Source organism: Candidatus Paraluminiphilus aquimaris, from assembly GCF_026230195.1.
Lineage (GTDB): Bacteria > Pseudomonadota > Gammaproteobacteria > Pseudomonadales > Halieaceae > Luminiphilus > Luminiphilus aquimaris.
Genome location: NZ_CP036501.1, coordinates 2,463,494 through 2,489,753 on the forward strand (window position 1 = coordinate 2,463,494; position 26,260 = coordinate 2,489,753).

Genomic DNA, 26,260 nt, shown 5'->3' on the forward strand with positions numbered 1-26,260 from the left:
GCCCCGCTTAAGCCGTCCATGAGGGCGCAGTCCCGCCAATGCTGCTTGCCAATAGTTAGCAGAGCCTCACCTGCTCGGGGCAGTGCTATATTTTGTTCATCGATTCGTTTGTGAAAGGAAAACGCTATGACACCAATACCCCGCTGTGGAGTCGCCTATTTTATTGTTTGCGTAGCCAGTTTTTCCGCGTTGACCTCGTGGGCAACCGAGATGCGAGTCGTCCCCGAGACCGCCTTGCTGGACGAGGCAGTTCAGCGACCCAGCGCGCGGGACCTAGGCATTTCGCCGGGCATCTTAGGTACAGGTCAGTACAACGCGATTACCGATGTCGCAGGCGTTGCAGTCGGTCATATGACGCTGAGCAAGGGCACTCAAATAAACACGGGCGCTACGGCAATTTTACCTCACGGCGGCAATCTCTATCGTGACCGTGTTCCAGCGGGCTTCCACCAGGGTAACGGCTACGGAAAGTTTGCGGGCAGCACCCAAGTTATCGAACTTGGAGAGCTAGAAACGCCTATCATTTTGACGAACACGCTCTCTGTACCCCAAGGAATGGAGGCGGCAATTTCTTGGACACTGAAACAACCGGGAAATGAAGACGTGCGAAGCGTCAACGCAGTAGTCGGCGAGACCAATGACGGATTTTTAAACGATATCCGAGGCAGGCACCTTCGTGCCGCAGACATTGAAAAAGCTATCCTAGCGGCGACATCAGGTCCTGTCAGGCAAGGATCGGTTGGTGCGGGGCGAGGCACCGTCTCCTTTGGTTGGAAGGGGGGTATTGGGACAAGCTCCCGCGTATTACCTGCTGAGCTAGGCGGTTTTACACTTGGCGTTTTAGTGCAAACAAATTACGGAGGCATCTTGCGCGTCGATGGTGCACCCGTTGGGGAGGCACTTGGTCAATATTTCATGAAGAACGTTGTCGATGAGGGCGACGCCGATGGGTCGATTATTGTAGTCATTGCAACCGATGCACCATTATCGGACCGAAATTTGCGACGTTTAGGATCACGCGCGATGCTCGCTATAGGAAGAACCGGTTCACCCATTACCAACGGTAGCGGTGACTATGTCATCGCGTTTTCGACAGCCCAAGAGGTTCGCAGGGCCCCCAATAAAGCCCCGCTTTCAGGACTTGCTAATTCCCAGATGTCACCGCTTTTTCAGGCTGCGGTGGAAGCGACCGAGGAGGCAATATTGAACGCACTCTTCAAAGCCACAACTGTCAACGGTCACAACGGCACCGTTGAAGCCATTGATATCGAGGCTGTTAAGCGTATCGTGCAGACGGCGCGATAGCGCGCCCGCCGATTTCCGGGGACGATTGCTAATGGCTATCATGCCGTCTCGCTCGACATGACTGAAGGTAAAGTTTTTGCAGAAACTGGTATGTGCATAAAACGGAGTTTAAATGGATCCTCTTAGCCAAGCTGCCTTGGGAGCAGTGGCACCCCAAACATTGGCGAGTAAAACAGCGATCGATACCGTCGGGCTAATGCGCATTGGCATCATTGGCGCGCTGGCAGGTATGGCACCCGACCTCGACGTACTGATTCAGTCGTCAACGGACCCCCTTCTGCAACTGGAATACCACCGTCAGTTTACACATTCACTTATTTTCATACCCTTTGGTGCAGCGCTTTGCGCCCTCGTTTTCTGGCCTTTTGTGAGAAGCCACCTGTCTTATCGCCAGGTCTGGTTTATTGCACTGCTCGGCTATGGCACCCACGGATTACTCGATGCCTGTACAACTTACGGCACCCTACTCCTTTGGCCGTTCTCGGATGCTCGAATCGCTTGGAATACCATTTCCGTCATTGATCCGCTGTTCACGTTACCGCTCTTATTTTTGGTGGTCGTTGCGGCGGTTCGAAAGTCAGCATTTGCGGCGCGCTTTGGCGCAGCCTGGGTGGTTTTTTACCTCGGCCTTGGCGGCATTCAAGAAGAACGCGCGGCAGCCGCCGCTAAAACGCAGGCGGAGCACAGAGGACATGTTGGGGCCCTAATTTCTGCCAAGCCAAGCTTTGGAAACCTCTTACTCTGGAAGACAATTTATGAGTACGAGGGTGAATTCTGGGTCGATGCGGTGCGAGCTGGTAGTAACCTGACGGTTATCGAGGGCGAAAAGGTGGCCCGGCTCAACCTCGAGCAACAATTCCCATGGCTGGAAAACGCGTCGCAGCAGGCAAAAGATGTGGAACGTTTTCGGTGGTTTTCCAGTGATTATCTAGCCGTCGACAAACAGGACCCACTTCTTATTGTCGATATGCGTTACTCGCACCTTCCGAATGAAGTCAAAGGCCTCTGGGGTATTCGGTTGGACCCTAAAGCAGCCCCTGACCAGCATGTAGAATGGACGACTCGTCGCAGCGCAGACGCCTCGAGATTTGAGCAGCTTTGGGCCATGCTGATACAGAAATGACGGGTAGCCCCTAAGGCACAGCACCTCCGATACGTAACTTGTGCCTGTCTAAAGTGATGAGAAAAGACGGAGAAAAATCACTCGCGAGCCCCAGGATACGGCGTTAAACGTATCCTGCTAAGCTATCGGGAATCGGCCCTTTCCTGTGGAGATTCAACCTGTGTCAGTAGTCGAGTTTAGTAAGGAAGAAAAAGCATTGATCACTCAAAAGCTGCAACGTTATGTAGCCACTGAGTTGGGATTTGAAATGGGGAGTTTTGATGCTGAATTCTTGCTCGACTTTGTGTCGAAAGAGCTAGGCTGCTACTTCTACAATCGCGGGCTGTATGACGCTCAAACTGTCGTTAATGCGAGATTTGAGGAGATGGCTGAAGCGATTGTCGCACTGGAGAAATTCGAGCCCTCAGACTGATTTTAAAGACGAGTAACCCGTTCGGTGTTTGCTAGGATCTTCAACGCTCGAAATGGCTTGAGAATAGTTCGATGAACGACCCCCTACAAAATACCGCCACCCAACAAACCGGGGAGTTTCTACGTGACCAAAACATTGATTCGAATCCTCGGCATTTCGATCCTCACAATAGGATGCACCTCCGGTCCCGGACTCGTCACAGGCTACACCAGGCCCCCGATTGAAGATTACAGGACAGTGCGAGTGCTAGGACGGTTACCACAAGGAGCAGAGACTATCGCGGCTGTGAAAGCATCGTCGGACTCAGGGTTTTCGAGGGCGCGAAATTTAGATCACACGATCAATGAGCTCAAAAAGAAGGCCGCACGCCTTGGTGCCAATGCAATTGTCATAACCCAGCGAGACTCACCCAGCCAAATGGGCACTGCTCAAACATCTGGCGGCGGACTCGTTGTCACAAATAACGAGCGAGAGCGACTGAAAGCGATTGCAATATGGGTCGACTAGCGCCCTCACGATTTAAGCCCTGAAGATATAAGCGAGGATAAGCGAAACACCCCCTAAGCTTTTTTTATTGAGGAACGTCTTGGTGAATAAAGGCGGGTGAGCCAGGTATGCAGTCGTGTTTCACCGACTAGGCAGCGTGGCGAAATTTATAATGCGTTGCTGCGACTTCGCGTCGAGACAATGCATCATTGGCTTTGCTTTGCCGCGCATCGCCCACGCTTGGAAAGCGAATTAAGTCCTTGCATGGGATAACTAACGCGCGTAATCAAAGGCCTGGGTATTCAGGCGCTCCACTGCCAAGAGGAAGGCTTGTTTGCGGGCTTTTACCAGCGCCTTGGTATGACGAATCTCTTCTGCAAGCTCTTTATAACTTTCATTTGCTCGCTGCATTAGCTTTGATTCGCTTCGCAGTGCTTCCCAACTACTAACGGCCTCCAACCACTCTTTACGTAGCTCGATCACCGTCGATTCCAAGTGCGCATACAATGCCGCCGCGTCATTATTTAAGCGTTTTAACTCGTCAACCTTCGCGAGCTTGCGCGCCGATATAATTTCAGCTTCGTCACGTCGGTTTGCGTGATTAAGACCTCGAACCAAACCCAAGGCTCTCAGGGCCAAGATCACGTAACGGGTCGGGTCAAGTACCCAACCTGACCAGCCGAACCCGTTCCGATAGTCCCGTGGAAAGTCATGATGGTCGGCATGATGATTACCCTCACCCATCGGCCCAAGCCATATAAAGTTGTTCACTGCAGAACTCTTGAGGCCCTTGGTCCAACCCCATAAGTGAGTGACGCTGTTGACTGTCCATGTATTGTGCTGCACAGCAACGCTGCCCACCAGGGAACCCGCCAGTAATGACAAGGCCCCCGTCAATCCGCCTAAGAAAAATCCCAAAGCAAGCGGTACCGCGAAGATCCAAAACGCGATTAACGCCCCGTAGTGCCGGTTCTGCCAGACAATAATAGGGTGACGCTTCGCCTTGTACGCCCGCGTGTATTCCTCTGAGTCTGGATGATTAAACAGATGCGTTAAGGTGTGGGACCACAAAAAATTCCGAAGATTGTCTGGAAACCAAGTAGCGCTATACGGGTCGAGCTCCTTTTTACCGTGACGATCCACACCGTGATGCAAGACGTGGTTTGCCGACCAGCGACGAACACTGCCTTGCACACTCAGAACTTGACCGAAGAGACAGAAGAACAGGTGTACCGGCACCGACACTGTCTTAGCCGCGCTGTGCGTAATCAACCGGTGGCTATAGACCGTCGTCGACATAGAGCCGATAACAAAATGTATTGCCGCCCAGACGAGTGCTATCGACGCCCACTCGTGCGGCGCAGCAAGACCAACCCAAGCGCCGAGTCCAATCGCTGCAACGTGAATAGCCAACACAAATACCCACGTCGCCGTATCGAGGGTAAAGCCCTTTGCAAACAGCTCCCCAAACGTCTGATAAATGGGCGCATCGCGCAGCTCAGGTGTCACTTTAGTTTCCATGGACAAACAACTCTGTTTTGAACGTCATCCGATGTTAGTACATTCCAAAAATGTTGCCGATTAAAAAAGGCGAAATGGACCAGTTTTTGACCGGTCTGGATTTCAGACTCGACAAACCACCACCGGCAAACGAGACGCAATGTGCCAAAGCTATTTCAAGGTTTGGATTGACTTACGGTGGGGGTTAGACCGTTGGCAAGTTGTCACAGCTTCTGAAATCCTAATGTCGAACGAAGTTACTCTCGAATTTCACCCAGCGGCTCGAAGAGCCAGAGCCCCACTCCGAACGAAGCCCCCTATTCGCAAGAGGATTGGCCAACGATTAGAGAAGTTCTTCCTATTGGCACGCAATGGCAGGGCTATAATTCACCGCACACAATCTTGAAATGACGCCACACTGGCTGTGGTCTAGGAGCAGCTACACTCAAGATTTTAGGTTCTGCAAATCAAGCTCAACAAGCGTGTCATGCTGAGCACTGCTAAACACCACTTGGCCGTCATCAATGACACATTGCAGCGACATATTACTGCCGGCCAACGACGCTAGCGCCTCTAGGGAGTCGTCTGAAATCTGCACAATACTCAGATTGTCAAAACGCTTAAGTGCGGTTTCTTGCTTATACCACCATACCGATGCTGAGCGATCTCCATAGACAAAGAGCTTCACTCGCTCAGCACGCCCACAGGCCTTTCGCAATCGACTTTCATCGGGTGTACCCAAGTCTACCCAGAGTTCTACATCATCGGACAATGACTTTTGCCACAGATCAGGTTCACTATCGGTGCTGATACCACGACCAAATTCCAAGCGCTCATCTGCATGGATCGCAAATGCCAAAATACGCAGCATCATACGTGCCTCAGTTTCCGAAGGGTGACAGGCAATGGTGAGCGGGAATTCCTTATACACCTGCCGATCCATATCGGTAACGTTAAGCTTTGCTTTGTAAATTGTTGATTTGAGTGCCATGGTGAACTCTCGGAACATCGTCAGCTAAGTTTGGGCCAATTAGCCGCCTTTAAACAGGTGTCGACCCCCCAAAAGCGGTAAAGCCACGAGAAGCGGTCAACCCAAGACCGCAGCGGTGACGCAAACTCTGTAGCCCAGGATCAGAGGGCTCTTTGGCATTTGCCGGCGCGATCAAAAGACCCGTTGGATCTAATAGGTCAAATTGAGTCACCAGCGGGCGTTGTAGGGTGAGCTTTTACTCCCATTCGATGGTGGCCGGCGGCTTCCCCGAAATATCGTAGGCAACACGTGAGATCCCTGAGATCTCATTGATGATGCGATTGGAGACCGTCTCAAGAAGTTCGTAGGGTAAGTGCGCCCATTTAGCGGTCATAAAGTCGATGGTTTGAACGGCGCGAATAGCAATGACATATTCGTAGCGACGACCGTCGCCCACCACTCCTACTGACTTAACAGGAAGGAAGACCGCGAATGCCTGACTCGTTTTGTCATACCAACCGGATTTACGAAGTTCCGAGATAAAAATATCGTCAGCTCTTCGCAATAACTCAGCGTATTCATGTTTCACCTCTCCCAAAATTCGAACGCCAAGACCGGGACCAGGGAACGGATGGCGGAATACCATAGGCTCGGGTAATCCGAGCTCTAGGCCGATCTGTCGAACCTCATCTTTGAAGAGCTCACGTAGTGGCTCAACCAACTCGAGTGTCATGTCCTCGGGTAGACCCCCAACGTTGTGATGGGACTTAATGACATGCGCCTTACCCGTCTTAGAGCCAGCAGACTCAATGACATCAGGATAGATGGTCCCTTGTGCCAGCCACTTGACCTCGGTGAGCTTTGTAGCCTCCTCGTCAAAGACATCGATGAAGGTATTTCCAATAATCTTCCGCTTTGCCTCAGGCTCGGACACCCCCGCTAAACGCGAGAGAAATCGTTCTTGCGCATCAGCACGAATGACTTTCACACCCATATTCGAGGCGAACATCTCCATGACCTGATCGCCCTCGTTCAGGCGCAACAACCCATTGTCGACGAAAACACAGGTCAACTGATCGCCAATGGCCTTGTGAAGGAGCGCCGCGACAACGGACGAATCCACACCCCCCGATAGGCCCAAGAGGACTTTGTCTGAACCCACCTGTGTGCGTACTTTCTGAATCGCGTCTTCAACAATATTGGCGGGCGTCCACAACGCCTCACAGCCACAGATGTCGATGACAAACCGCGACATAATCTCTTTCCCCAATGAGGTATGGGTTACCTCGGGATGAAACTGGATGCCAAACCAGGGCTTCTCAACATGCGCCATGGCGGCAATGGGACAACTGTCTGTCTCAGCGGTGCGAAGAAATCCCTCAGGGAGCTGAGTCACTTTGTCTCCGTGACTCATCCAGACATCGAGTACCCCTCGACCATTCTCGCCGGTCCGATCGGCAAGGCCAGTAAACAGTCGATCATCAGTGACGCTTTGAATTTCGGCGTAGCCGAATTCGGATGTACCTGAACCCTCAACAGCGCCGCCCATTTGAGCGGCCATTGTCTGCATGCCGTAGCAAATTCCGAGCACTGGAAGGCCGAGTTCGAACACGGCATCCGCGGCGCGAGGGGCGTTATCGTCGGTAACAGACTCGGGACCACCCGATAGAACGATCCCTGTGGGGTTGAAGCCCCTAATGGCTTCGTCGCTTACATCCCAAGCGTAAATCTCGCAATAGACGCCAATTTCGCGAACGCGACGGGCGATGAGTTGTGTGTACTGCGACCCAAAATCGAGAATAAGAATGCGATGCCGATGGATATCCTGGCTCATTGAGTACTACCTTGTTAATTGAACTGTGGGGCTAATATAAGCGTGGAATAATGGTTTCCATCCGCCGGTGCAGTATCTCACAGACACAACCTCGCTCACAGACTACCTGATGATTACCCACCAAGTTGAAACTGTCACAGTTGCCTCAAGGGTAATAAATGGCCCCTAGAACACGGCAATTGTCATTGAAAGTGTGATGCGCATCACATAGCGTGGCCGACATCTAGTCAGATCGCTGAGGTGATATGCGATGAAACCTTTTTTGCCTTTGGCGCTCGGTCTGCTGATTACCTGCACAGCGGCGCTGGCAAACGCGTCGGATCGTGAAGACGTAAGTCTGCACTGGCCGGTCATTGCTGGGCCGCACTGTGAAAGCTACGGCGAGGCCGTTGCAAAACTGGAAAAACACATCTTAGAGCTTGCGACCGATGAGTGCGCAGAACACGGACTGCATGCCCCCAGTGCTGGCGACATTCAGTATGAGCTTCATGCCGTGCTCTCGGAGTGGCAGCATTACAGACGAGCGATAGCCAACAACGTCAGCGCCACGTGCGCAGTGGCCAGTGCTGACAGCTAAGACGGGCCAATTCCTTCAGTTGCTTTTGGTAGTGCTCAAACTCAACGAACGGGGTAATTCGGCGCTTCTTTGGTGATCGAAACGTCGTGCACGTGTGATTCAGACATACCTGCCGAGGTCACACGAACAAACTGTGGCTTGGTGCGCATATCATGCACCGTCCCGCACCCCGCATAACCCATGGAAGAGCGGACACCACCCATAAGTTGATGGATGATGGCGGAAACTGGCCCTTTGTAGGGCACACGACCCTCAATACCCTCTGGCACAAGCTTTTCAGAGCCTTGACTGGAGTCTTGGAAATAGCGATCAGAAGAACCCTGCTTTTGCGCCATCGCACCAATAGAGCCCATGCCTCGATAAGATTTGTAGGTACGACCCTGATAAAGCTCCACTTCGCCTGGAGCCTCCTCCGTGCCCGCAAACATGCCACCCAGCATCACAGAATGCGCCCCTGCAACGAGGGCCTTTGAAATATCTCCCGAGAAACGGATACCACCGTCGGCAATAAGTGGAATGTTTGTATCGGCAAGCGCCTCTGCAACGTTCGCTACCGCGCTTATCTGAGGAACACCCATGCCAGTGACAATTCGGGTAGTGCAAATGGAACCAGGACCAATACCGACTTTTACCCCATCTGCTCCCGCATCCGCTAGCGCACGAGCGGCATCAGCCGTCGCGATATTGCCACCAATGACATCAACTGAAGGAAAGTTCTCTTTGATCCAGCGAACACGATTCAGTACGTTGAGAGAGTGACCGTGCGCCGTATCCACGACTAAAACATCGACCCCTGCGCTCACCAATGCATCAACACGCTCGTCGGTGTCGGCGCTCGTGCCTACCGATGCGCCAACACGCAACTGCCCATATTGGTCTTTACACGCATCAGGAAAAGACTCTGCTTTATCAAAATCTTTTACGGTAATAAGCCCTGCGAGGGCACCGCGATCATCAACAACGAGAATCTTTTCAATACGGTGCTGATGCAATAATCGTTGGACCTCGTCGGACGAAGCGCCTTCTTTCACCGTCACCAATTGTGCCCGTGGCGTCATGATCGCCGAGATAGATTGTGAGGTATCCGTCTCAAAGCGAAGATCACGGCGCGTGACGATGCCGGTGAGATCGCCGTCCTTCATCACAGGGACGCCCGATATGCCATTTGCGCGCGTGAGCTCGATGAGCTCGGCAATCGTTGCTGTGTGGTCAATCGTGATGGGATCCTTAACCACCCCACTCTCGAATTTCTTAACGCGGCGGACCTGTTCAGCCTGCTCTTGGACAGTTAAGTTCTTGTGGACGATACCAATACCGCCTTCCTGCGCTAACGCAATCGCCAGCCCAGATTCCGTGACCGTATCCATCGCTGCCGAAACGAGCGGGAGGTTCAGACTGATATTACGCGTCAATTTTGTCGCAAGCGAGACGTCCTTCGCCGTGACCTCCGAGTAACCCGGAAGTAAGAGAACATCATCAAATGTCAGCGCTTCTTGAGCGATACGTAACATCAATACCTCGTGGTTGTCGCGTTAAGTAAACCCAATATTGTACGCTTAAGACCTATTTCGAACAATGTCGACAAGGTTGTAAGAATTCCATGCCACTACCCAAACCCACGCCCGTCAGTGTTAGTGAACTAAACCGTAAAGCAAAGTCGTTGCTTGAGAACCAACTGGGCGAAGTTTGCGTCGAGGCGGAGATCGGCAACTTATCAAGACCTAGCTCAGGACACTGGTATTTCAGCCTCAAAGACGACCGAGCTCAACTTAGTTGTGCGATGTTCAGACGCGCAAACATGCGCGTGAGGTTTGAGCCGAAGGTAGGGGACTCCGTTATCGTTCGAGGCCTGCTTTCCATCTACGAGGCTCGCGGCGACTATCAACTGATTGTCGATCACATGGAGGCGTCGGGTGATGGTGCGTTGCAGCGCGCACTGGAGGCCCTAAAACAAAAACTTCAGACAGAGGGGCTTTTCGCCGAAGAGCGTAAAAAGGCCATCCCCGTACATTGCGAACGCGTCGGTGTCGTAACGTCTCCCACTGGTGCAGCCGTCGAGGACATTATTAGCGTACTTGGACGAAGATCGCCGTCTAGCCATATCGCTATTTATCCCGTGCAGGTTCAAGGTGTTGGGTCCGCGGAGCAGATTGCCGCCGCTATCGATGTCGCAAATGCCCAAGTACGCAATGGGGAGCGAGAGCTTGATGTGCTCATCGTCGGACGTGGGGGCGGATCACTCGAGGATCTATGGGCATTCAATGAAGAGAGTGTGGCGCGGGCCATCGCTCGCTCGGAAATACCTGTCGTCTCAGCGGTTGGCCATGAGATCGATTACAGCATCTCCGATCTCGTAGCGGATATGAGAGCCGCCACACCCTCGCAAGCAGCTGAACTGATAACGCGCGACAGCCAAGAGTGGCTTCAACGAATCGATATTGCGACGGCGCAGCTAGAGACCATGACTCAGCGGATACTGAGAGATCATCGACATCGCACCGAAGGTTTGGTCGCACGATTACGGCACCCGAGCCAACAGCTTACGTTGCTGAAAAACAAAATAAGTGCCAACCAAAATCAGGCAACCGCACTTATTCAAAGGAGGCTCGCCGGAACCAAACATCCGCTTGCGCAGCTCAACACACGCCTCCAAGCAGCCTCCCCCAGCACCCTACTCCACCAACGCCGGGAGCTCGTGACTAACTTGTCTAGCGGATTACCCCATCAAATCGACACCATAATGAGAGGACATAGGCAGCGTATCAGTCACCTAACGACGCTACTCGAAACACTAGGACCCACGTCAACACTCAAGCGGGGCTACGCGATCATCACAGACAAAACAGGAAGTGTTATACGCTCTACAACGCAGACCACACTCGGTGAGCGCCTTGATATCACGCTTGACGACGGGCAGGTGGGTGTAACGGTTGACGAGGTTAACCTTCGTTAACCTCGCCCACGCTACGATTTAATACTTAGCAGGTAACCGCGTGTTGATCACAATATGACGACCTTCGAACCGGATATACTCGCCTATCGTGAGATCCTTGAGAATCCTAGCCACCATTTCGCGCGAGGCACCGACGCGATCGGCAATATCCTGTTGCGTCAGCTTCTCAGGGACAAATAGCGTCCCATCCCCGCGCTCATGCGACAGATCCATGAGGACGTTCGCGACACGACCGTATACGTCTTGTAGTGCGAGATTCTTTACGTCTGTGGTCAGTTTGCGCACTCGCGAGGCAAGATTGCCTAGCAACTGCTGTGTGATCCCAGGATTGTCGGTTAGCACTTTGGAGAAGTCTTCTTTTTTAACGATCCGGAACTGACATGGCTCCACCGTTCTGACAGATGCCGAGCGCGCGGAATCATCTAGCAGCGCCAGCTCACCAAAATAATCGCCCACACCCAAGGAGTTCATAATGAACTCTTTGCCGTTCTTGTCGCTGCAATAAACTTTGACTCGTCCTGATTCAATGACGTAGAGCGCATCAGCCGGCTCATTCTCCTGAATCACAACCGTATTTTTCGAGTACGACTCTGACGAACTTGACGCATCAAGCGCCGCCAACTCCTCGCGACTTAAGCCATGAAAAATTTCGACTTGATCAAGCATGAACTCTCACCTTTTGTGTACTATTCACAATTCTAACTGAAGGTTAGCCATTCGACTATCCCTACTGGTCGAAAGTATTGAGCGCGATATACTTCTAAACGATAAAAAAGACGAATTGGTTCAATATTTGTGGCCGAACCCGCATTAAATACGGTTGTTGAGCTTAGTAAAGCGGCGACACCCGAGCTTAAAAAGCTTCTTGATACCTCAGACAGCGAACTGACTGAGGATGTGACTGCGTTACTTCTAGCGTTGGACCGTTTTGACATTGTCGCGAACGATGACAGTACGAATCGTCACGACCTTCTCAACGCTGTGGCCGCTGTAATGGGTTATGCGGAGATGGTGCTCGAGCTCGATCGCGATCTTCCGCCCAGTATTCGAGCGCACATTCAGCACATTGCGGACGCCCTCAGCGCCTCCACGAAAAGCCCCGAGCACTCGACAAAAAGCAGCCGATCGCTCGATACCTTTGAGGGATGTACGGTTCTGGTGGTTGATGACCTACCGGAAAACCTTGACCTGATGTCGAGACTCTTGCGAAAGATGGCGTGCTCCGTCATCACAGCTGACTCCGGTGCAATCGCTCTCGATTTACTGGAGCAGGAGTCAGTGGATTTGGTGCTCCTGGATCTTGTCATGCCAAGCATTGATGGCAGAGAGGTGCTCGCCCGCATTAAGCAGAGCGAGCAACATCGTGCCATACCGGTCATTATGATTTCCGGTCGGCAAGATATGGATCAAATTGTTGACTGTATTCAGGTTGGGGCCGATGACTATTTACTCAAACCGGTGAACTCAGTCCTTCTCAGCGCACGAATCAAGTCGGGGCTTGAGCGAAAACGGTGGCATGACAAGGAAGAGCAGTATCGCGAGCAGCTAGAAAAGCGAGAGCTTTTCATTCGCCAGACCTTCGGTCGCTATATTTCAGACGCCATTGTCGACGAGATTTTAGAGAATCCAGAAGGGCTTAAGCTTGGCGGAGACTTGCGCAGCGTGACGCTCATGATGAGTGATATTCGGAGTTTCACAACCCTCGTTGAGCATTTGCCCCCCGAAAAGGTGGTCACACTGCTTAATCGTTATCTTGGCAAGATGACCGATATTATTCTCGAACACGGCGGCACCATTGACGAATTTTTAGGTGACGCTGTCCTGGCGGCCTTCGGCGCACCGACTAAAACGCCAGATCACGCCCAGCGCGCTGTAACCTGCGCGATCGCAATGCAGGCAGCAATGGATGACATTAACACTCAAAATAAGGCTGACGGTCTCCCCGAAATTGAGATGGCCATCGCTCTCAATACGGGCGAAGTTGTCGCGGGTAATATCGGCTCAGAGCGACGCTCGAAGTACGGCTTCGTAGGCCACCAAGTCAACGTCACATCACGAATAGAGGACGCTGCTTTGCCCAAAGAGATTCTGGTATCCGAACGTACGCTCAACTGCCTTGATTTAACCGGTTTTAATGTGGGCGAGTCTCGCAGCTTGAACCCCAAAGGGATCGAAGAGACGCTGTCGGTATTTCCTATCAATGGAGAAATGCTTCGTGACTAACGCTGCTGTGCTGCTCGTTGAAGACAACGATATAAATCGCGATATGCTTACACGGCGATTGACGCGGGCCGGTCTCACCGTCATCAGCGCAGCAGATGGCGAAACAGCCCTGGAGAGGATGCGCAACGACTCACCCGGTGTTGTCCTAATGGACATGACACTGCCAGTGCTAAACGGCTGGGAGGCCTGTGAACAGGCAAAAGCCGATCCAACGATCGCGCACATCCCAATCATTGCTCTCACGGCACATGCCATGGCGGCCGATCGTGAGCGAGCGATGAGCGTTGGCTGCAGCGAATACGAAACTAAACCCATCGACTTTCCGGTGTTACTCGCCAAGATTTACCAATTTCTTGAGGCAGCACCCGCATGATCATGGAGCGACTAGGGCTACGTGCGCGACTGTATTTGGCCTCGGGTTCAATACTGTTGCTCTTTGCATTCAACGTGGGAACACATTTGTGGGGAAGTTACGCGCGAAGTGAAAGCGTTCTCGCCTACCGTGATGCGACGGAAGCAACGACCCTCGTTAGAAATATCGAGCAGGGACTCAGCACTGAAAACCAGCGGGTACAAGTACTCGCCGCGCTTCGAGAGACAAACGCCCCCATTGGAGAAACACAACGAGAGCAAGCAAACGACGAACTGACATCCATATCGGACCAGTTACGAGCGCTAGGTGGCTTGAGCAACACCGACACAGAAACGGCGTTCCGAGCGTTTTACAAGCCTGCTGCTGACCTGCTCAATGAGTGGATGTTGTTTTACGGTAACTACAATGATGTCACCGTGCCGACCTCCCTGTCGCCCGAGACCTACACCAATACACTTGAGCGCCTGAGCGCGTTGTCTGACCAACACAACAACGTCGCCATGGAACGCTCCACAGTTATCGACAACACGATACAACTCACCGACCGCATAACCATCATTGCCTTTATCAGCTCTATTACGATTACGCTGGTACTGATTCTTACCTTGATACGCACTACCAATGCGTCGCTGTTTCGTCTGCGTGTCGGTGTCGAAAAATTCGGTGCAGGCGACCTAACCCACCGAATTGATGAAAATCGTGATGCGGGAGAAATCGCCAACCTAGCTCAAACCTTTAATGAAATGTCTGCATCACTTCAGACCGCCATGGCTGATTTAGACGACGCGCGCTCGGATGCTGAGGCGGCCAATGAAGCAAAAAGCATGTTTCTGGCAAACGTATCGCACGAATTACGAACGCCGCTCAACGCGATTATCGGCTACTCGGAAATGCTTCAAGATGAGGTCAGCGACGGTGTTGAAATTGATCGCGATCAGTTCAATCACGACCTAACAACCATCATTTTTTCTGGCAGACAACTGTTGGCTTTGATCAATGACATTCTTGATCTCTCAAAAATAGAAACCGGGAAGATGTCTGTGAGCGTCGAGCCCTTTAATGCTGCGGGGCTGGTTGTGCAGGTCTGTGACGCGCTGTCGCCACTGCTGGCACAAAACAACAATCGCTTAGATTTGCACGTCGAGGGTGCCAAAGACGTCGAGGTTGAAAGTGACGCCGCGAAGGTGCAACAAATTCTGACTAACCTATTCTCTAATGCCTGTAAGTTCACAAAGAACGGCGTTATCAGTGTCGTCGCGACCGTCGATGAGGACACGTTACACCTCAGCGTTGCTGATAGTGGCATTGGTATGACCGAAGAACAGCAGGCGAAGGTGTTTCAAGCGTTTGTACAGGCTGACAGTAAGACCAGTGTGAACTATGGCGGCACCGGCCTTGGACTGGCCATCGTGAGTAACTTTTGCGACATGCTGGGAGGAGAAATTGCGCTGACCTCAACACCCGGGCAAGGCTCAAAGTTCGACGTCAGTCTTCCAATTGTCCCAGCGTAAGCTCACGTAGACGTTCTAACACCGCCTCTCGCTTTTCAAGGTCATCGGCTAAACGACTATTCGCTTTGCCCAGTGCAGACACCTTGTCTTCAAGACGCGTTAACAACGACAGCGCGAGCGAGATCACTTCCGCACGATCATCAAGCGCTTGTGAATTACTCGGATCACGCGTGTCTGCCTGCAAAACGGCTATAAACGCTAGACCAATCTGCGCCTCACGCGCCGCATTAGCATCACCCGTATCACCATGAGCCTCAAAATATCTGAGTGCCTGAGCGTAATCTCTTGCTGCCAGCGCGCGAATGCCACGATCAAAGTAAGTCTCCTCAACCTCCACCATGACGGTCTCACAATCGCACGAAGCTTCTGAAACCGGCTCTGGGATGTTGAGCTCAGGAACGGGGGCGACTTCTGAAACACGCTCGGAATCGCTCTGCTCAGCCGAGACAGTCTCCACCGGCGCAGTTTGACACCCTGCCAATATAAGAAGGCAGATGGATGTGCTCAGAAGAAACGACGATTTGCTTTGCGCTGTCATGACCGGAGAATACAGACTTTTTCTCAAAAAGTGTGACGAATTTACTCAGGTCGCATATGTGGAAATAAAATGACATCGCGAATTGACGGTGAGTTTGTCAGCAGCATCACAAGTCGATCGATTCCAATGCCCTCGCCAGCGGTGGGTGGAAGACCGTACTCCAGAGCTCGCACGTAATCGTGATCGTAATGCATGGCTTCGTCATCACCGGCGTCTTTCTCGGCGACTTGCGCTCTAAAGCGCTCGGCTTGATCTTCTGCGTCATTGAGCTCGCTGAAACCATTTGCCAACTCACGTCCCCCGACAAAGAACTCGAATCGATCGGTTATATCGGGATTGTTGTCGTTGCGTCGTGCGAGTGGAGACACCTCAGTCGGATACTCCGTAATGAAGGTCGGCTGAATGAGTTTATGTTCCGCCGTTTCCTCGAAAATCTCCATGTGGATTCGACCAAGCCCCCACCCGTCTTTCGCCTCGATCCCAATTTTTCGCAAAACTGCTGCCGCTGATTCACGCGATTCAATATCGCTGAGCGTCAGATCTGGGTTGTAAGTAAGGATCGCCTCAGTCACAGACAGGCGTGCAAATGCTTTGCTGAAATCCACGGTGTCTTCACCGCAAGGAATAACGGTTGTACCGAGGACTTCTTGAGACAACTCTTTCAAAAGTCGCTCAGTGAGATCCATCGCGTCGCGATAGTCAGCGTAAGCCCAGTAAAACTCGAGCATGGTGAATTCGGGATTGTGACGCGTCGATAACCCCTCATTACGGAAATTTCGGTTAATTTCATAAACCTTTTCGAAACCACCCACTGTTAATCGCTTGAGATAAAGTTCAGGGGCGATTCGCATAAACATGGGCATATCGAGCGCATTGTGATGCGTCGCAAAGGGCCGCGCAGTTGCACCGCCCGGTATGGGGTGAAGCATTGGCGTCTCAACCTCCATGAAACCCTCGGCATCGAGGAAAGAGCGCACAAAAGCGATGACTTTAGAGCGAATTTGAAAGGTCTCTCGGACCTCGGGATTAGCGATAAGGTCCACATAACGCTGACGATAACGGGTCTCCTGATCCGCCAAACCGTGATATTTATCAGGCAGGGGACGAAGTGCTTTGGTGAGAAGGTGAGCGGTTTCCATATTGATGTATAGATCGCCCTTTCCGCTCTTACATAGGACACCCGACGACGCCACAATATCGCCCAAATCCCAGGTTTTTATGGCATCTAACAGCTCTGAACTTAAACCCTTTCTATCGATGTAAAGCTGGATCGTGTCGGAGCCGTCCTGAATCAGAAGAAAGGCGCCTCGATTCCGGACCAAGCGTCCAGCGACGGCAAACGACTCACCCTTTTGAGCTAAGTCCTCTTTTGTCTCATGGCCATATTGCTGCTGTAAATCGCCCGCTAACGCCGTTCGACGGAAGTCGTTTGGAAATGCGTTACCGCCTTCACGAAGCTTCGCAAGTTTTGCCCTGCGCTCTGCGATCAATTTGTTTTCATCTTCAGCAGCTGCCGACACCGAATCAGTCATAATAATTCCTAACCTAAAGGCCTTTTTTCAGAGAGGCTTCGATAAAGGGGTCGAGCGCGCCATCCAGAACAGCTTGTGTGTTCCGGTTTTCCACCCCAGTTCGCAAGTCCTTAATACGCGAGTCATCAAGGACATAGGAGCGAATTTGACTACCCCAGCCAATATCCGCCTTACTGTCTTCCATTGCTTGCTTTTCAGCACTGCGTTTTAGCATTTCCAACTCATACAGCTTCGCCCGCAACTGCTTCATCGCATTGTCTTTGTTCTGATGCTGTGACCGTTCAGTCTGACAGCTTGTAACCGTACCCGTCGGCTCGTGTGTGATGCGAACCGCGGAGTCCGTAGTGTTGACGTGCTGTCCACCTGCGCCAGATGAGCGGTACGTATCGATGCGCAAATCGGCGGGATTAATATCGATGTCAATGTTGTCGTCAATTTCTGGTGACACAAACACAGACGAAAAGGAGGTATGACGTCGACCGCCGCTATCAAAAGGAGACTTCCTTACGAGTCGATGCACACCGGTCTCGGTTCTGAGCCAACCAAATGCGTACTCGCCCTCAAACTGCACCGTTGCACTTTTTATTCCGGCAACATCGCCCGCCGAGGCTTCGGTAAGCGTTGCTTTAAAGCCTTTACTCTCACCCCAGCGCAAGTACATTCGGAGCAGCATCTCAGCCCAGTCCTGAGCTTCTGTACCACCAGACCCAGCCTGAATATCCAGAAATGCGTTATTGGGATCCATCTCACCAGAGAACATACGACGAAACTCAAGCGTCTCGAGTTGCGCAGTCAGCTGATCAATATCACTTGCGACTTCGTCAGCGGTTTCCTGATCATCCTCAGCCTGTGCCATTTCGAGCAGATCAACACCGTCTTGATGACCTGCGTCCAAGGCCTCAATCGTGTGAACGACTAACTCGAGCGATGAGCGCTCGCGGCCGAGACTCTGCGCTCGGTCAGGATCTTCCCAGACGCTCGGCTCCGCGAGCTCTAACTCAACCTCGGCTAGCCGTTCTTTCTTGTTAGCAAAGTCAAAGATACCCCCTGAGCACATCGGTTCGTGCACGAATTTCTTTCAGCTGATTGATAAGAGGGGCAATTTCCACGAGCGATACCAGTCGATTTATGGGCGGCGAGTTTAGCGGAGCGCGCTATTTTGTTCCAGCTCGTCAGGTTGTTATCAAGGGCCAGATAACATCGAGTTGGAGTTGAAGTCGGCGTTCACCCCGAAAGTCATTTATCGAAGGCTTATAGACGCAGGTCATAGCGGCTGGGCGTTCTTGAAGCCAGGTATCCACATCGGCGTTGAATGCAATGGCATCGATAACCCCTGCATCTGTTGCCAGACGAAATTTCAGATGTTTCTCCCCTACGACACGCATATCGTCAATGGCAAACGTTCCGTCAAATGAAGGCGGCTCAAAGCCCTGCCCCCATGGTCCGCCCGACGCTAGGGCCTCAGCAAGGCTCGGTGAGAGCTCTGCGTGGCTCAAGGAGCCATCGGTCAGGTATTCCTGATTGGGCGTCACGCCATGCAGCTCGTCGGCCACTGCCTGATTAAACGCTTCTCGAAATTCTGCCAATTTAACCTTGGCTAAACTGAGTCCTGCCGCCATGGCGTGCCCACCAAACTTCGTCACAAGGCCCGGATTTTGGGTTGCCACGCGATCTAAAACATCCCGCAGGTGAACGCCGGGAATCGAGCGGCCAGAGCCCTTAAGCTCCTCGTCACCCGCTTCGGCAAAAATAATTGTAGGACGATGAAAGCGTTCTTTGATCCGGGAGGCGAGGATCCCAACCACGCCCTGATGCCAATCATCGCGATAAAGCGTGACCGCGAAGTCTTGGTCTCGGACTGCAAACTCACCCGACTCAACCAGCGCCAGGGCCTCAGCTTGCATCGTGCCTTCGATATTGCGCCGCTCCTTGTTGTAGTCGTTAAGTTGCGCCGCGAAGGACCGAGCAGCCACTGTCGATTCGGCGAGTAAACATTCAATGCCTACGGACATGTCATCTAATCTCCCCGCGGCGTTGATACGAGGCCCAGCAACGAAACCTAGGTCAGTTGATGTGACAGACCGAATATCTCTGCCCGCCACTTCAAACAACGCTTCTATACCCGGTCGAGCCCTGCCCGCACGCATCCGTGCAATACCTGCCGCGACAAGTGTTCGATTGTTCTTATCAAGTGGAACGACGTCTGCGACAGTTCCAAGTGCGACCAAGTCCAAGGAATCAGCCAGGTTGGGGATCTCGATGTTCATCGACTCAAACCAACCCCGACTCCGCAGCTCAGCGCGCAAGGCAGTAAGCACGTAAAACATGACACCCACGCCCGCTAACGCCTTACTTGGGAAGCGGCAACCCGGCTGATTGGGGTTTACGATGATATCGGCCTCAGGCAATACCTCACCGGGCAGATGGTGGTCCGTTATGATGACACTCATACCCAGCTGACGCGCAGCCGAAACACCGTCGATACTGGCAATACCATTGTCGACAGTCACCAAGACATCAGGCTGATACTGCGCCGCAATGCCTACGATTTCAGGTGTGAGTCCATACCCGTATTCGAAGCGATTGGGTACAAGGTAATAGACCTCTTCCAGCCCCATTTGTTTGAGAAGAGAAACCGCTAGCGCACAACTTGTCGCGCCATCGGCATCGAAGTCGCCGACAATGACGACGCTCGCCTGAAACTCAATGGCATCAGCAAGCATTTCAGCGGCCTCCTGCGCGCCTAAAAGTGCCGCTGGAGACAGCAACTGATTCAACGGTAGCGAGATCTCATCAAGACGTTGAACACCGCGGTGCGCGTAGATCTTTTTGATCGCATCCGGAATATTGGCCGCGGCGAGCTCGGGCGAGACTAAACCCTCGCGATGTTTAATGGCCGTCGTCATCAGGCGCGACAGTTAGCCACCATAAATTGGTGAACCTCAGCTAGGTCATTGGGCAAAACATCGAAAGCCTCTTCTCGCTCAAACAAGTCTGCCAGATGCGCAGGCAGTTGTGCCTGGGCGTCAATGCCTGCCGCGTCGATCGCTGAGGGGAACTTCGCCGGGTGTGCTGTGGCCAGGGTAACCATGGCCGCATCGCTGTCTTGCTGACAAACACGGGCCGCTTTTGTGCCGATTGCGGTATGGGGGTCGACCAGATAGCCCTGCTTGCGCCAAACAGCGGCAATTTCGGCGCAGGTCTCTTCGTCTGAACTGCGGTCACTGTCAAAAAGCGCTTTCGCTTTTTCTAAGGCCTCGTTAGAAAGCGTAAGGTCTCCTTCTGCGAAGGTCTCCATCCAGCCACGCAAAACGTCGCCATCGCGGTCTGCAAGATCAAAAAGAAGTCGCTCAAAATTAGATGAAACAGTGATGTCCATACTGGGTGAAAGCGACGCCTCAAGCGATAACTTAGCGTACACGCCCTCGGTCAGCACGCGATGCAGCACATCGTTACGGTTAGTGGCAATGACTAACTTCTCGATCGGCAAACCCATTTGCTTGGCTAAGTAACCCGCAAAGATGTCCCCAAAATTGCCGGTCGGTACGGAAAAGCTCGTCGGACGGTCAATCCGACCTAATGCGAGCCCCGAGTAAAAGTAATAAACAATTTGCGCCATAATTCGCGCCCAGTTGATCGAGTTAACCGCGACCAATCGGCGTCCATCGGGCAAAAAAGGTTCAGCGACGAAGCTTGTCTTCACCATCGCTTGGCAATCGTCAAAATTACCCTTAATGGCAATGTTGTGGATGTTGGGAGCTATGACGGTCGTCATTTGGCGCCGCTGAACATCGGACACGCGCTCGTGCGGATGCAGAATAAAAATATCGATGTTGTCGCAGCGCTTACAGCCCTCGATCGCGGCGCTGCCTGTGTCACCCGACGTTGCGCCCATGATGACGACTTTCTCCCCGCGGCGGGCCAACACGTAATCTAATAGGCGGCCAAGCAACTGAAGTGCAAAGTCCTTAAACGCCAGCGTGGGTCCCTGAAAGAGCTCCAGCACCCACTGGTTGTGCTCCAACTGAACGAGCGGTGCGACCGCCGGATGTCGGAAGCTTGAATAGGTGTCCTTAAGAATTGCTCGCAGGTCGGCTTCATTGATGCAATCGCCAATGAAGGGCGAGACGATTTCGTAAGCCAGGTCTGGATAAGACATCGTCTGCATTGCGCGCAGTTTTTCTGCGTCAAACTTCGGCAGATAGGTGGGAACATATAGCCCGCCATCCGAGGCTAAACCCGCTAGCAGAACGTCTTCAAAATCCAGCTCGGGGGCCTGTCCGCGAGTGCTCACGTAGCGAATAGTCATATTGGGTCAGGTCTCATCAATCAAAATTTTCAACACGAAGGCAGGTCACACGTCCAACCACCGATGACATTGCTTCAATCGTCGACACAGCATCATTTAGACAACGCGTCGTCGCTCTGTCGGTGACAATAATGACAGGCACGTCAGCGCTCGCACTCGCCTCAGGTTTCTGAATGAGCGACTCGATACCGATGCCTTTTTCACTCAGACATTTGGTGATCGATGCCATCACACCCGGCTTATCTTCAGCATCAAGTCGCAGATACCAGCCAGTTGAGACATCGTCTATGTGTGTAATCGAGGCAGAATCCAAGTCCGCTATCGGCACACCCATACTCGGTGTCGCTGGCGACTCATCACGCGCCAGCGAACCGGCGATGGACACTAGGTCACCACAGACCGCGCTAGCCGTGGGTCTGGAACCCGCTCCCGGGCCCACCAATAACAACTCACCCACACCCGTCCCATTAATCATGACGGCATTCAGAACGCCATCCACTTGGGCAATTGCCTTACCCTCAGGAATCAACGTCGGATGAACCCGTAGCTGTATCGTCTCTGCGTCGCGCTGGGCGATCCCCAAATGCTTTATGCGGTAGCCGAGCTCTTTTGCGAACTCAAGATCCTCAGGCGCTACGCTGTCGACACCTTGCTTAAACGGTGCATCCGCAGGAATCGCCGCACCAAAAGCCAGGGACGCCAGCAAAACGAGCTTTTGAGCGGCGTCGGTGCCGTCGACATCGAAGGTCGGATCCGCCTCGGCATAGCCCAGTCGTTGGGCCTCTTGGAGCACGTCATCAAAGGCGCGACCCTCAGAGGCCATCGCAGTCAAAATAAAATTACCCGTGCCATTGATAATACCTGCCACAGATGTCACTTCATTAGCAGCAAGACTCGCTCTGACCGTCTCAATAATGGGAATACCGCCCGCCACAGCCGCCTCATATTTCAATGACACACCTTGCTGCTCAGCCAATGCAAACAGTTCTCCACCGTGATCAGCAAGTAGGGCTTTATTGGCGGTAATGACGTGTTTTTTCTGTTGCAACGCCTCGATTACGAGCTCTTTCGCAACCGTTGTTCCACCAATTAGCTCGATCAACACATCAACCTCGGGATCGCGCGCAACGGCGAACACATCGCGAGAGTCCTGCGCATCACCGATATCAACCTCAGGTCTTGGCGTTCGTGTACCAATGTGTGTGACAACTAGGTGCGCAGCAGACCGCGCCGAAATTGCCGCATTGCCCTCGACCAGCAGTGCTAAAACACCCTGCCCCACCGTTCCAAGACCACACAGACCCACTTTTACCGTTCGCTTTGTCACGCTTGTCCCCAATCGCTGGGTAGTCCAGCACGCAATACCTTTTTTATTCCTCGCAGTGCTTGTCGCGTTCTATGTTCATTCTCAATGAGACCAAAACGGACATAGCCCTCGCCATATTCGCCAAAGCCTATACCGGGCGACACAGCCACTCCAGCGTCCTTGAGCAAAAGCTTGCTGAATTCCAAAGAGCCCATCTGATCAAACGGCGCAGGAATCTTCGCCCAAACAAACATGGTCGCCTTGGGTGGCGTCACGGCCCAACCTGCTTTGTTAAGGCCTTCACACAGCACGTCGCGCCGGTCTTGATACATTTGTCGAATGTCTTCAACACATGACTGATCGGACTCAAGTGCCGTAATGGCCGCGACCTGAACCGGCGTAAAGATGCCGTAATCCAAGTAAGACTTTATGCGAGTTAACGCTGCCACTAATTCTTTATTTCCACAGCAAAAGCCCACGCGCCAGCCTGGCATGTTGTAGCTCTTAGACAGAGTGAAAAATTCCACCGCGACATCGCGTGCTCCGGGCACCTGCAAAATACTCGGCGCCTTGTAACCATCAAAAACGAGGTCTGCATACGCGAGGTCGTGAACCACCCAAATATTATGTTCACGTGCCACGGCGACGACCTTCTCAAAAAAGTCGAGCTCGACACAGTCGCCAGTAGGATTAGAGGGAAAGTTGAGGACGAGCATCTTAGGCCGGGGGTAAGCTGTCCGGATCGCCTTATCGAGCTCCTCGAAAAAGTCGCCCTCTTCGGTCATCGGCACGTGGCGTAAGTCAGCACCTGAGATCACAAACCCGTAGGGGTGAATAGGGTAAGAAGGATTTGGCACAAGGATTGTGTCGCCTACACCCGTAGTGGCTAGCGCAAGGTGCGCAAGACCCTCTTTAGACCCTAGCGTCACAATAGCTTCGGTTTCTGGGTCCAACTCCACGTCGTATCGCGAGGCATACCAATCGCACATAGCTTTTCGTAACCGCGGAATACCTTTTGATTGCGAGTAACGGTGCGTATCACCACGTTCAACCGTGTCTTTTAATTTGTCGACGATGTGCTGAGGCGTCGGTTGGTCGGGGTTTCCCATGCCAAAGTCGATAATATCCTCGCCACGTGCACGTGCCTGCTGCTTCAGTTCACCGATAATATTGAACACATAAGGCGGTAATCGCTCTATGCGTTGAAACTGCTGATTCATCTGCTTCCCTTGAGATTTTGCTCAGGCTTACTTAACTATTCGATCCCCAGCATGGCTGCAATATCAGCAGCCGGCTTGTACCCGGGTATCAACTGTCCGTCACTGGTTACGATAGCGGGCGTCCCTCGGACGCCTAACCGGTTGCCTAGCGCGTAGTGCTCGGAGACGGGGTTCCCCTCACACTCGTTGATCGGTAACTCAACACCGGATTTAAGCGATGTGAGCGTCGATTCCCGATTGCGCGAGCACCAGGCTGTCGCTAATTGCCGAGCACCGTCTGACTCCATACCGCCCCTTGGGAATGCGAGATAGCGGACCTCAACACCGCGGCGATTCAAGTCATCCATTTCTAAATGAAGCTTACGACAGTAGCCGCACGTGATATCTGTGAACACGTTGATGTAACCCTTGGCAGGCTCGGCTGGCGAAAATACGATCATGTCATCAATGTCGACCTGAGCCAGGAGCTCAATGCGCTCTGTGGTCCGGCGTTGCTCCGTCCAATTCGATACGCTGGTCTCAGAGACGCTGAGCAAATCGCCGTTAAGCAATAAAAAACGACCGTCCCGCGTCGCATACAAAACAGGCCCATCTTGAATGGCTATCTCAATCAAGTCTTTGGACGGTGTCTCCTCAATGCGATCGATACTGATGGGGCTGCCTACCATGGCAGATAAGCCCGCCTCTAACCGCTGCCTGGCGTCTCCAAAAGACGAACTGTCCTGTGCTAGCGCAGGCCAACTGAACATTGCCAACGATGCAAAGGTCGCCGAGATGAGCTGTATTCGAAACGATTTCAACATGTATTAACCTCTAGGGTGGTGCTTCTCGTGAAGCGCTTGCATCCGGCTGCGTGCCACGTGTGTGTATATTTGCGTCGTCGTCAGGTCGCTGTGGCCCAATAGCATCTGCACGACACGCAAGTCCGCACCATGATTAATCAAATGCGTGGCAAATGCGTGCCTCAACGTGTGCGGAGAGAGACTGTCTTTAATTCCTGCCCGCTGCGCGTAAAGTTTAATACGATACCAAAAGGTCTGGCGAGTCATTGCCACACCCCGATTTGATGGAAAAAGCACATCGCTCTGTTTGCCACTGAGCAAGTCGATGCGAGAAGACCGTAAATAATCGCTCACACTCTGAACAGCCGCCTCGCCCATGGGCACTAACCGTTCCTTACCACCCTTGCCCAAGACGCGAACCACCCCTTGATTCAGACTGAGCTGGGGAATGGTCAAAGACACCAATTCCGATACGCGCAGACCACAAGCGTAAAGCACTTCTAGCATCGCTGCATCGCGATGCTCAATGGCGACATCGAGATCAGGTGCGTTCAATAAAGCGTCTACTTGGGCCTCAGAGACTGTTTTAGGCAGTGGTCTGGAAGGCTTCGGCCGATCAAGGTGTTGTGTTGGGTCGACGGCTAGCTCGCCCTCTCTCACCAGGTATTGATAAAAACTACGCAGACTCGATAGGAGCCGAGAGATCGACCGATGAGAACTGCCGCCAGCAAGCCGCACCCCAAGGTAGGCTTGCACGTCTGATTCATCGGCAGTGAGGGCTGTGCTGTGTTTGTGCTCAGATAACCAACGGTCCAACCCTTCGACGTCTCGCCGATAGGCTTGGCAGGTGTTCTCGCTCAGACCGCGCTCGAGCCAGAGGGCTGTCGTAAACCGCTCAAGCTCTGGCTTGATAATGCGATCCAAACGCGTCCTTACCCCAAAGGCTGAGCCTTAGGAGAGCTTTTCCTTGATGCGTGCAGCCTTACCGGAAAGCTCACGCAAATAGTAGAGCTTCGCCTGACGAACGTCACCGCGGCGCTTGACTGAAATCGAGTCAACCAAGGGGCTGTAAGTCTGGAACGTACGCTCCACGCCAACCCCGTGAGAGATTTTTCGTACAGTAAACGCTGAGTTCAAGCCACGGTTGCGCTTGCCAATGCAAACACCCTCGAACGCCTGAAGACGCTCGCGGTTACCTTCCTTTACTTTTACCTGAACGACAACGGTGTCTCCCGGCGCAAAGGCGGGAATTTCTTTTGACATTTGCTCAGCATCGAGCTCGGCAATAATTTTGTTGGCACTCATG

General features: G+C 52.7%; 24 protein-coding genes. 9 read left to right on the top strand and 15 right to left on the bottom strand.

Annotation, left to right across the window (positions count from 1 at the left end; all coding sequences use genetic code 11):
* The first annotated feature begins 126 nt into the window (after positions 1-126).
* From E0F26_RS11245 to E0F26_RS11260, 4 genes are all read left to right on the top strand, one after another.
* Entirely contained in the window at positions 127-1,305 is a 1,179-nt protein-coding gene (locus E0F26_RS11245) for a DmpA family aminopeptidase (protein WP_279241755.1), read from the top strand.
* A gap of 112 nt (positions 1,306-1,417) precedes the next feature.
* Positions 1,418-2,428: a metal-dependent hydrolase gene (locus tag E0F26_RS11250; protein WP_279241756.1), complete on the top strand. Its 1,011-nt coding sequence runs from the start codon at positions 1,418-1,420 to the stop codon at positions 2,426-2,428.
* A gap of 160 nt (positions 2,429-2,588) precedes the next feature.
* Positions 2,589-2,840, top strand: coding sequence for a DUF2164 domain-containing protein (locus E0F26_RS11255; RefSeq protein WP_279241757.1), 252 nt, complete (start codon positions 2,589-2,591; stop codon positions 2,838-2,840).
* Between the two features lie 243 nt (positions 2,841-3,083).
* On the top strand, positions 3,084-3,347 hold the full coding sequence (locus tag E0F26_RS11260; RefSeq protein WP_279241758.1) for a hypothetical protein: 264 nt from the start codon (positions 3,084-3,086) through the stop codon (positions 3,345-3,347).
* 252 nt (positions 3,348-3,599) lie between these two features.
* Here the strand turns inward: E0F26_RS11260 and E0F26_RS11265 are convergent, their stop codons facing one another.
* The 3 genes from E0F26_RS11265 to guaA form a co-directional block, all read right to left on the bottom strand.
* Positions 3,600-4,847, bottom strand: a complete 1,248-nt coding sequence (locus E0F26_RS11265) for a fatty acid desaturase (protein WP_279241759.1) — start codon at positions 4,845-4,847, stop codon at positions 3,600-3,602.
* Positions 4,848-5,271: 424 nt separating this feature from the next.
* Positions 5,272-5,817 carry a YaeQ family protein gene (locus E0F26_RS11270; protein ID WP_279241760.1) on the bottom strand — a complete coding sequence of 182 codons (546 nt, stop codon included), beginning with the start codon at positions 5,815-5,817 and terminating at the stop codon, positions 5,272-5,274.
* Positions 5,818-6,052: 235 nt separating this feature from the next.
* Positions 6,053-7,630, bottom strand: coding sequence for a glutamine-hydrolyzing GMP synthase (gene guaA / locus E0F26_RS11275; protein WP_279241761.1), 1,578 nt, complete (start codon positions 7,628-7,630; stop codon positions 6,053-6,055).
* Positions 7,631-7,880: 250 nt separating this feature from the next.
* On the opposite strand from guaA, the gene E0F26_RS11280 reads away from it, so the two are divergent.
* Positions 7,881-8,207: a hypothetical protein gene (locus tag E0F26_RS11280; RefSeq protein WP_279241762.1), complete on the top strand. Its 327-nt coding sequence runs from the start codon at positions 7,881-7,883 to the stop codon at positions 8,205-8,207.
* A 41-nt stretch (positions 8,208-8,248) separates the two neighbouring features.
* Here E0F26_RS11280 and guaB read toward each other — a convergent pair whose 3' ends face one another.
* A complete protein-coding gene (gene guaB / locus E0F26_RS11285; protein ID WP_279241763.1) occupies positions 8,249-9,718 on the bottom strand; it encodes an IMP dehydrogenase in 1,470 nt (489 codons plus the stop codon).
* Positions 9,719-9,807: 89 nt separating this feature from the next.
* Between guaB and xseA the strand changes: the two genes are divergently transcribed.
* Positions 9,808-11,160, top strand: coding sequence for an exodeoxyribonuclease VII large subunit (gene xseA / locus E0F26_RS11290; protein WP_279241764.1), 1,353 nt, complete (start codon positions 9,808-9,810; stop codon positions 11,158-11,160).
* An 18-nt stretch (positions 11,161-11,178) separates the two neighbouring features.
* Here xseA and E0F26_RS11295 read toward each other — a convergent pair whose 3' ends face one another.
* Positions 11,179-11,826 (bottom strand): Crp/Fnr family transcriptional regulator, encoded by a 648-nt coding sequence (locus tag E0F26_RS11295; RefSeq protein ID WP_279241765.1) that lies wholly within the window; start codon positions 11,824-11,826, stop codon positions 11,179-11,181.
* 129 nt (positions 11,827-11,955) lie between these two features.
* Between E0F26_RS11295 and E0F26_RS11300 the strand changes: the two genes are divergently transcribed.
* Genes E0F26_RS11300 through E0F26_RS11310 form a run of 3 tightly spaced genes read left to right on the top strand, consistent with a single transcriptional unit; the run spans position 11,956 to position 15,267 of the window.
* Positions 11,956-13,383 carry an adenylate/guanylate cyclase domain-containing response regulator gene (locus E0F26_RS11300; protein WP_279241766.1) on the top strand — a complete coding sequence of 476 codons (1,428 nt, stop codon included), beginning with the start codon at positions 11,956-11,958 and terminating at the stop codon, positions 13,381-13,383.
* Positions 13,376-13,756 (top strand): response regulator, encoded by a 381-nt coding sequence (locus E0F26_RS11305; protein ID WP_279241767.1) that lies wholly within the window; start codon positions 13,376-13,378, stop codon positions 13,754-13,756. Before E0F26_RS11300 ends, E0F26_RS11305 begins: the two co-directional genes overlap by 8 nt.
* Positions 13,753-15,267 carry a sensor histidine kinase gene (locus E0F26_RS11310; RefSeq protein ID WP_279241768.1) on the top strand — a complete coding sequence of 505 codons (1,515 nt, stop codon included), beginning with the start codon at positions 13,753-13,755 and terminating at the stop codon, positions 15,265-15,267. The genes E0F26_RS11305 and E0F26_RS11310 overlap by 4 nt, the downstream gene beginning before the upstream one ends.
* Here E0F26_RS11310 and E0F26_RS11315 read toward each other — a convergent pair.
* The 10 genes from E0F26_RS11315 to rplS all read right to left on the bottom strand — a co-directional run bounded on the left by E0F26_RS11315 (position 15,242) and on the right by rplS (position 26,259).
* Complete coding sequence (locus E0F26_RS11315) at positions 15,242-15,724, bottom strand: hypothetical protein (RefSeq protein WP_279241769.1); 483 nt, start codon at positions 15,722-15,724, stop codon at positions 15,242-15,244. The two genes, E0F26_RS11310 and E0F26_RS11315, sit on opposite strands and share 26 nt — an antisense overlap.
* Positions 15,725-15,846: 122 nt before the next feature.
* Positions 15,847-17,337 (bottom strand): lysine--tRNA ligase, encoded by a 1,491-nt coding sequence (gene lysS, locus E0F26_RS11320; protein WP_279241770.1) that lies wholly within the window; start codon positions 17,335-17,337, stop codon positions 15,847-15,849.
* A gap of 13 nt (positions 17,338-17,350) precedes the next feature.
* A protein-coding gene (prfB, locus tag E0F26_RS11325) for a peptide chain release factor 2 (RefSeq protein ID WP_279241771.1) occupies positions 17,351-18,446 on the bottom strand; the annotation gives its coding sequence in 2 pieces (ribosomal slippage) (positions 17,351-18,373 and positions 18,375-18,446; 1,095 coding nt in all).
* A gap of 63 nt (positions 18,447-18,509) precedes the next feature.
* Positions 18,510-20,243 carry a single-stranded-DNA-specific exonuclease RecJ gene (recJ, locus tag E0F26_RS11330; protein ID WP_279241772.1) on the bottom strand — a complete coding sequence of 578 codons (1,734 nt, stop codon included), beginning with the start codon at positions 20,241-20,243 and terminating at the stop codon, positions 18,510-18,512.
* Positions 20,243-21,646 carry a threonine synthase gene (gene thrC / locus E0F26_RS11335; RefSeq protein ID WP_279241773.1) on the bottom strand — a complete coding sequence of 468 codons (1,404 nt, stop codon included), beginning with the start codon at positions 21,644-21,646 and terminating at the stop codon, positions 20,243-20,245. The genes recJ and thrC overlap by 1 nt, the downstream gene beginning before the upstream one ends.
* A gap of 16 nt (positions 21,647-21,662) precedes the next feature.
* On the bottom strand, positions 21,663-22,973 hold the full coding sequence (locus tag E0F26_RS11340) for a homoserine dehydrogenase (RefSeq protein WP_279241774.1): 1,311 nt from the start codon (positions 22,971-22,973) through the stop codon (positions 21,663-21,665).
* The gene (gene alaC, locus E0F26_RS11345) at positions 22,970-24,172 is read right to left on the bottom strand and encodes an alanine transaminase (RefSeq protein ID WP_279241775.1); all 1,203 of its coding nucleotides are present in this window, start codon (positions 24,170-24,172) and stop codon (positions 22,970-22,972) included. The genes E0F26_RS11340 and alaC overlap by 4 nt, the downstream gene beginning before the upstream one ends.
* A 35-nt stretch (positions 24,173-24,207) precedes the next feature.
* Entirely contained in the window at positions 24,208-24,975 is a 768-nt protein-coding gene (locus E0F26_RS11350; protein WP_279241776.1) for a DsbC family protein, read from the bottom strand.
* Between the two features lie 3 nt (positions 24,976-24,978).
* Positions 24,979-25,878, bottom strand: coding sequence for a site-specific tyrosine recombinase XerD (xerD, locus tag E0F26_RS11355; protein WP_279241777.1), 900 nt, complete (start codon positions 25,876-25,878; stop codon positions 24,979-24,981).
* Between the two features lie 27 nt (positions 25,879-25,905).
* Positions 25,906-26,259 (bottom strand): 50S ribosomal protein L19, encoded by a 354-nt coding sequence (gene rplS / locus E0F26_RS11360; RefSeq protein WP_279241778.1) that lies wholly within the window; start codon positions 26,257-26,259, stop codon positions 25,906-25,908.
* Position 26,260 lies beyond the last annotated feature (1 nt).

Excerpts from the sequence above, each read along its gene's own strand:
- E0F26_RS11245 (WP_279241755.1), top strand. The coding sequence starts at position 127 with ATGACACCAATACCCCGCTGTGGAGTCGCCTATTTTATTGTTTGCGTA.
- E0F26_RS11250 (WP_279241756.1), top strand. The coding sequence starts at position 1,418 with ATGGATCCTCTTAGCCAAGCTGCCTTGGGAGCAGTGGCACCCCAAACA.
- E0F26_RS11265 (WP_279241759.1), bottom strand. The coding sequence starts at position 4,847 with ATGGAAACTAAAGTGACACCTGAGCTGCGCGATGCGCCCATTTATCAG.
- E0F26_RS11270 (WP_279241760.1), bottom strand. The coding sequence starts at position 5,817 with ATGGCACTCAAATCAACAATTTACAAAGCAAAGCTTAACGTTACCGAT.
- guaA (WP_279241761.1), bottom strand. The coding sequence starts at position 7,630 with ATGAGCCAGGATATCCATCGGCATCGCATTCTTATTCTCGATTTTGGG.
- E0F26_RS11280 (WP_279241762.1), top strand. The coding sequence starts at position 7,881 with ATGAAACCTTTTTTGCCTTTGGCGCTCGGTCTGCTGATTACCTGCACA.
- guaB (WP_279241763.1), bottom strand. The coding sequence starts at position 9,718 with ATGTTACGTATCGCTCAAGAAGCGCTGACATTTGATGATGTTCTCTTA.
- xseA (WP_279241764.1), top strand. The coding sequence starts at position 9,808 with ATGCCACTACCCAAACCCACGCCCGTCAGTGTTAGTGAACTAAACCGT.
- E0F26_RS11295 (WP_279241765.1), bottom strand. The coding sequence starts at position 11,826 with ATGCTTGATCAAGTCGAAATTTTTCATGGCTTAAGTCGCGAGGAGTTG.
- E0F26_RS11310 (WP_279241768.1), top strand. The coding sequence starts at position 13,753 with ATGATCATGGAGCGACTAGGGCTACGTGCGCGACTGTATTTGGCCTCG.
- lysS (WP_279241770.1), bottom strand. The coding sequence starts at position 17,337 with ATGACTGATTCGGTGTCGGCAGCTGCTGAAGATGAAAACAAATTGATC.
- recJ (WP_279241772.1), bottom strand. The coding sequence starts at position 20,243 with ATGACGACGGCCATTAAACATCGCGAGGGTTTAGTCTCGCCCGAGCTC.
- thrC (WP_279241773.1), bottom strand. The coding sequence starts at position 21,646 with ATGACTATTCGCTACGTGAGCACTCGCGGACAGGCCCCCGAGCTGGAT.
- alaC (WP_279241775.1), bottom strand. The coding sequence starts at position 24,172 with ATGAATCAGCAGTTTCAACGCATAGAGCGATTACCGCCTTATGTGTTC.
- E0F26_RS11350 (WP_279241776.1), bottom strand. The coding sequence starts at position 24,975 with ATGTTGAAATCGTTTCGAATACAGCTCATCTCGGCGACCTTTGCATCG.
- rplS (WP_279241778.1), bottom strand. The coding sequence starts at position 26,259 with ATGAGTGCCAACAAAATTATTGCCGAGCTCGATGCTGAGCAAATGTCA.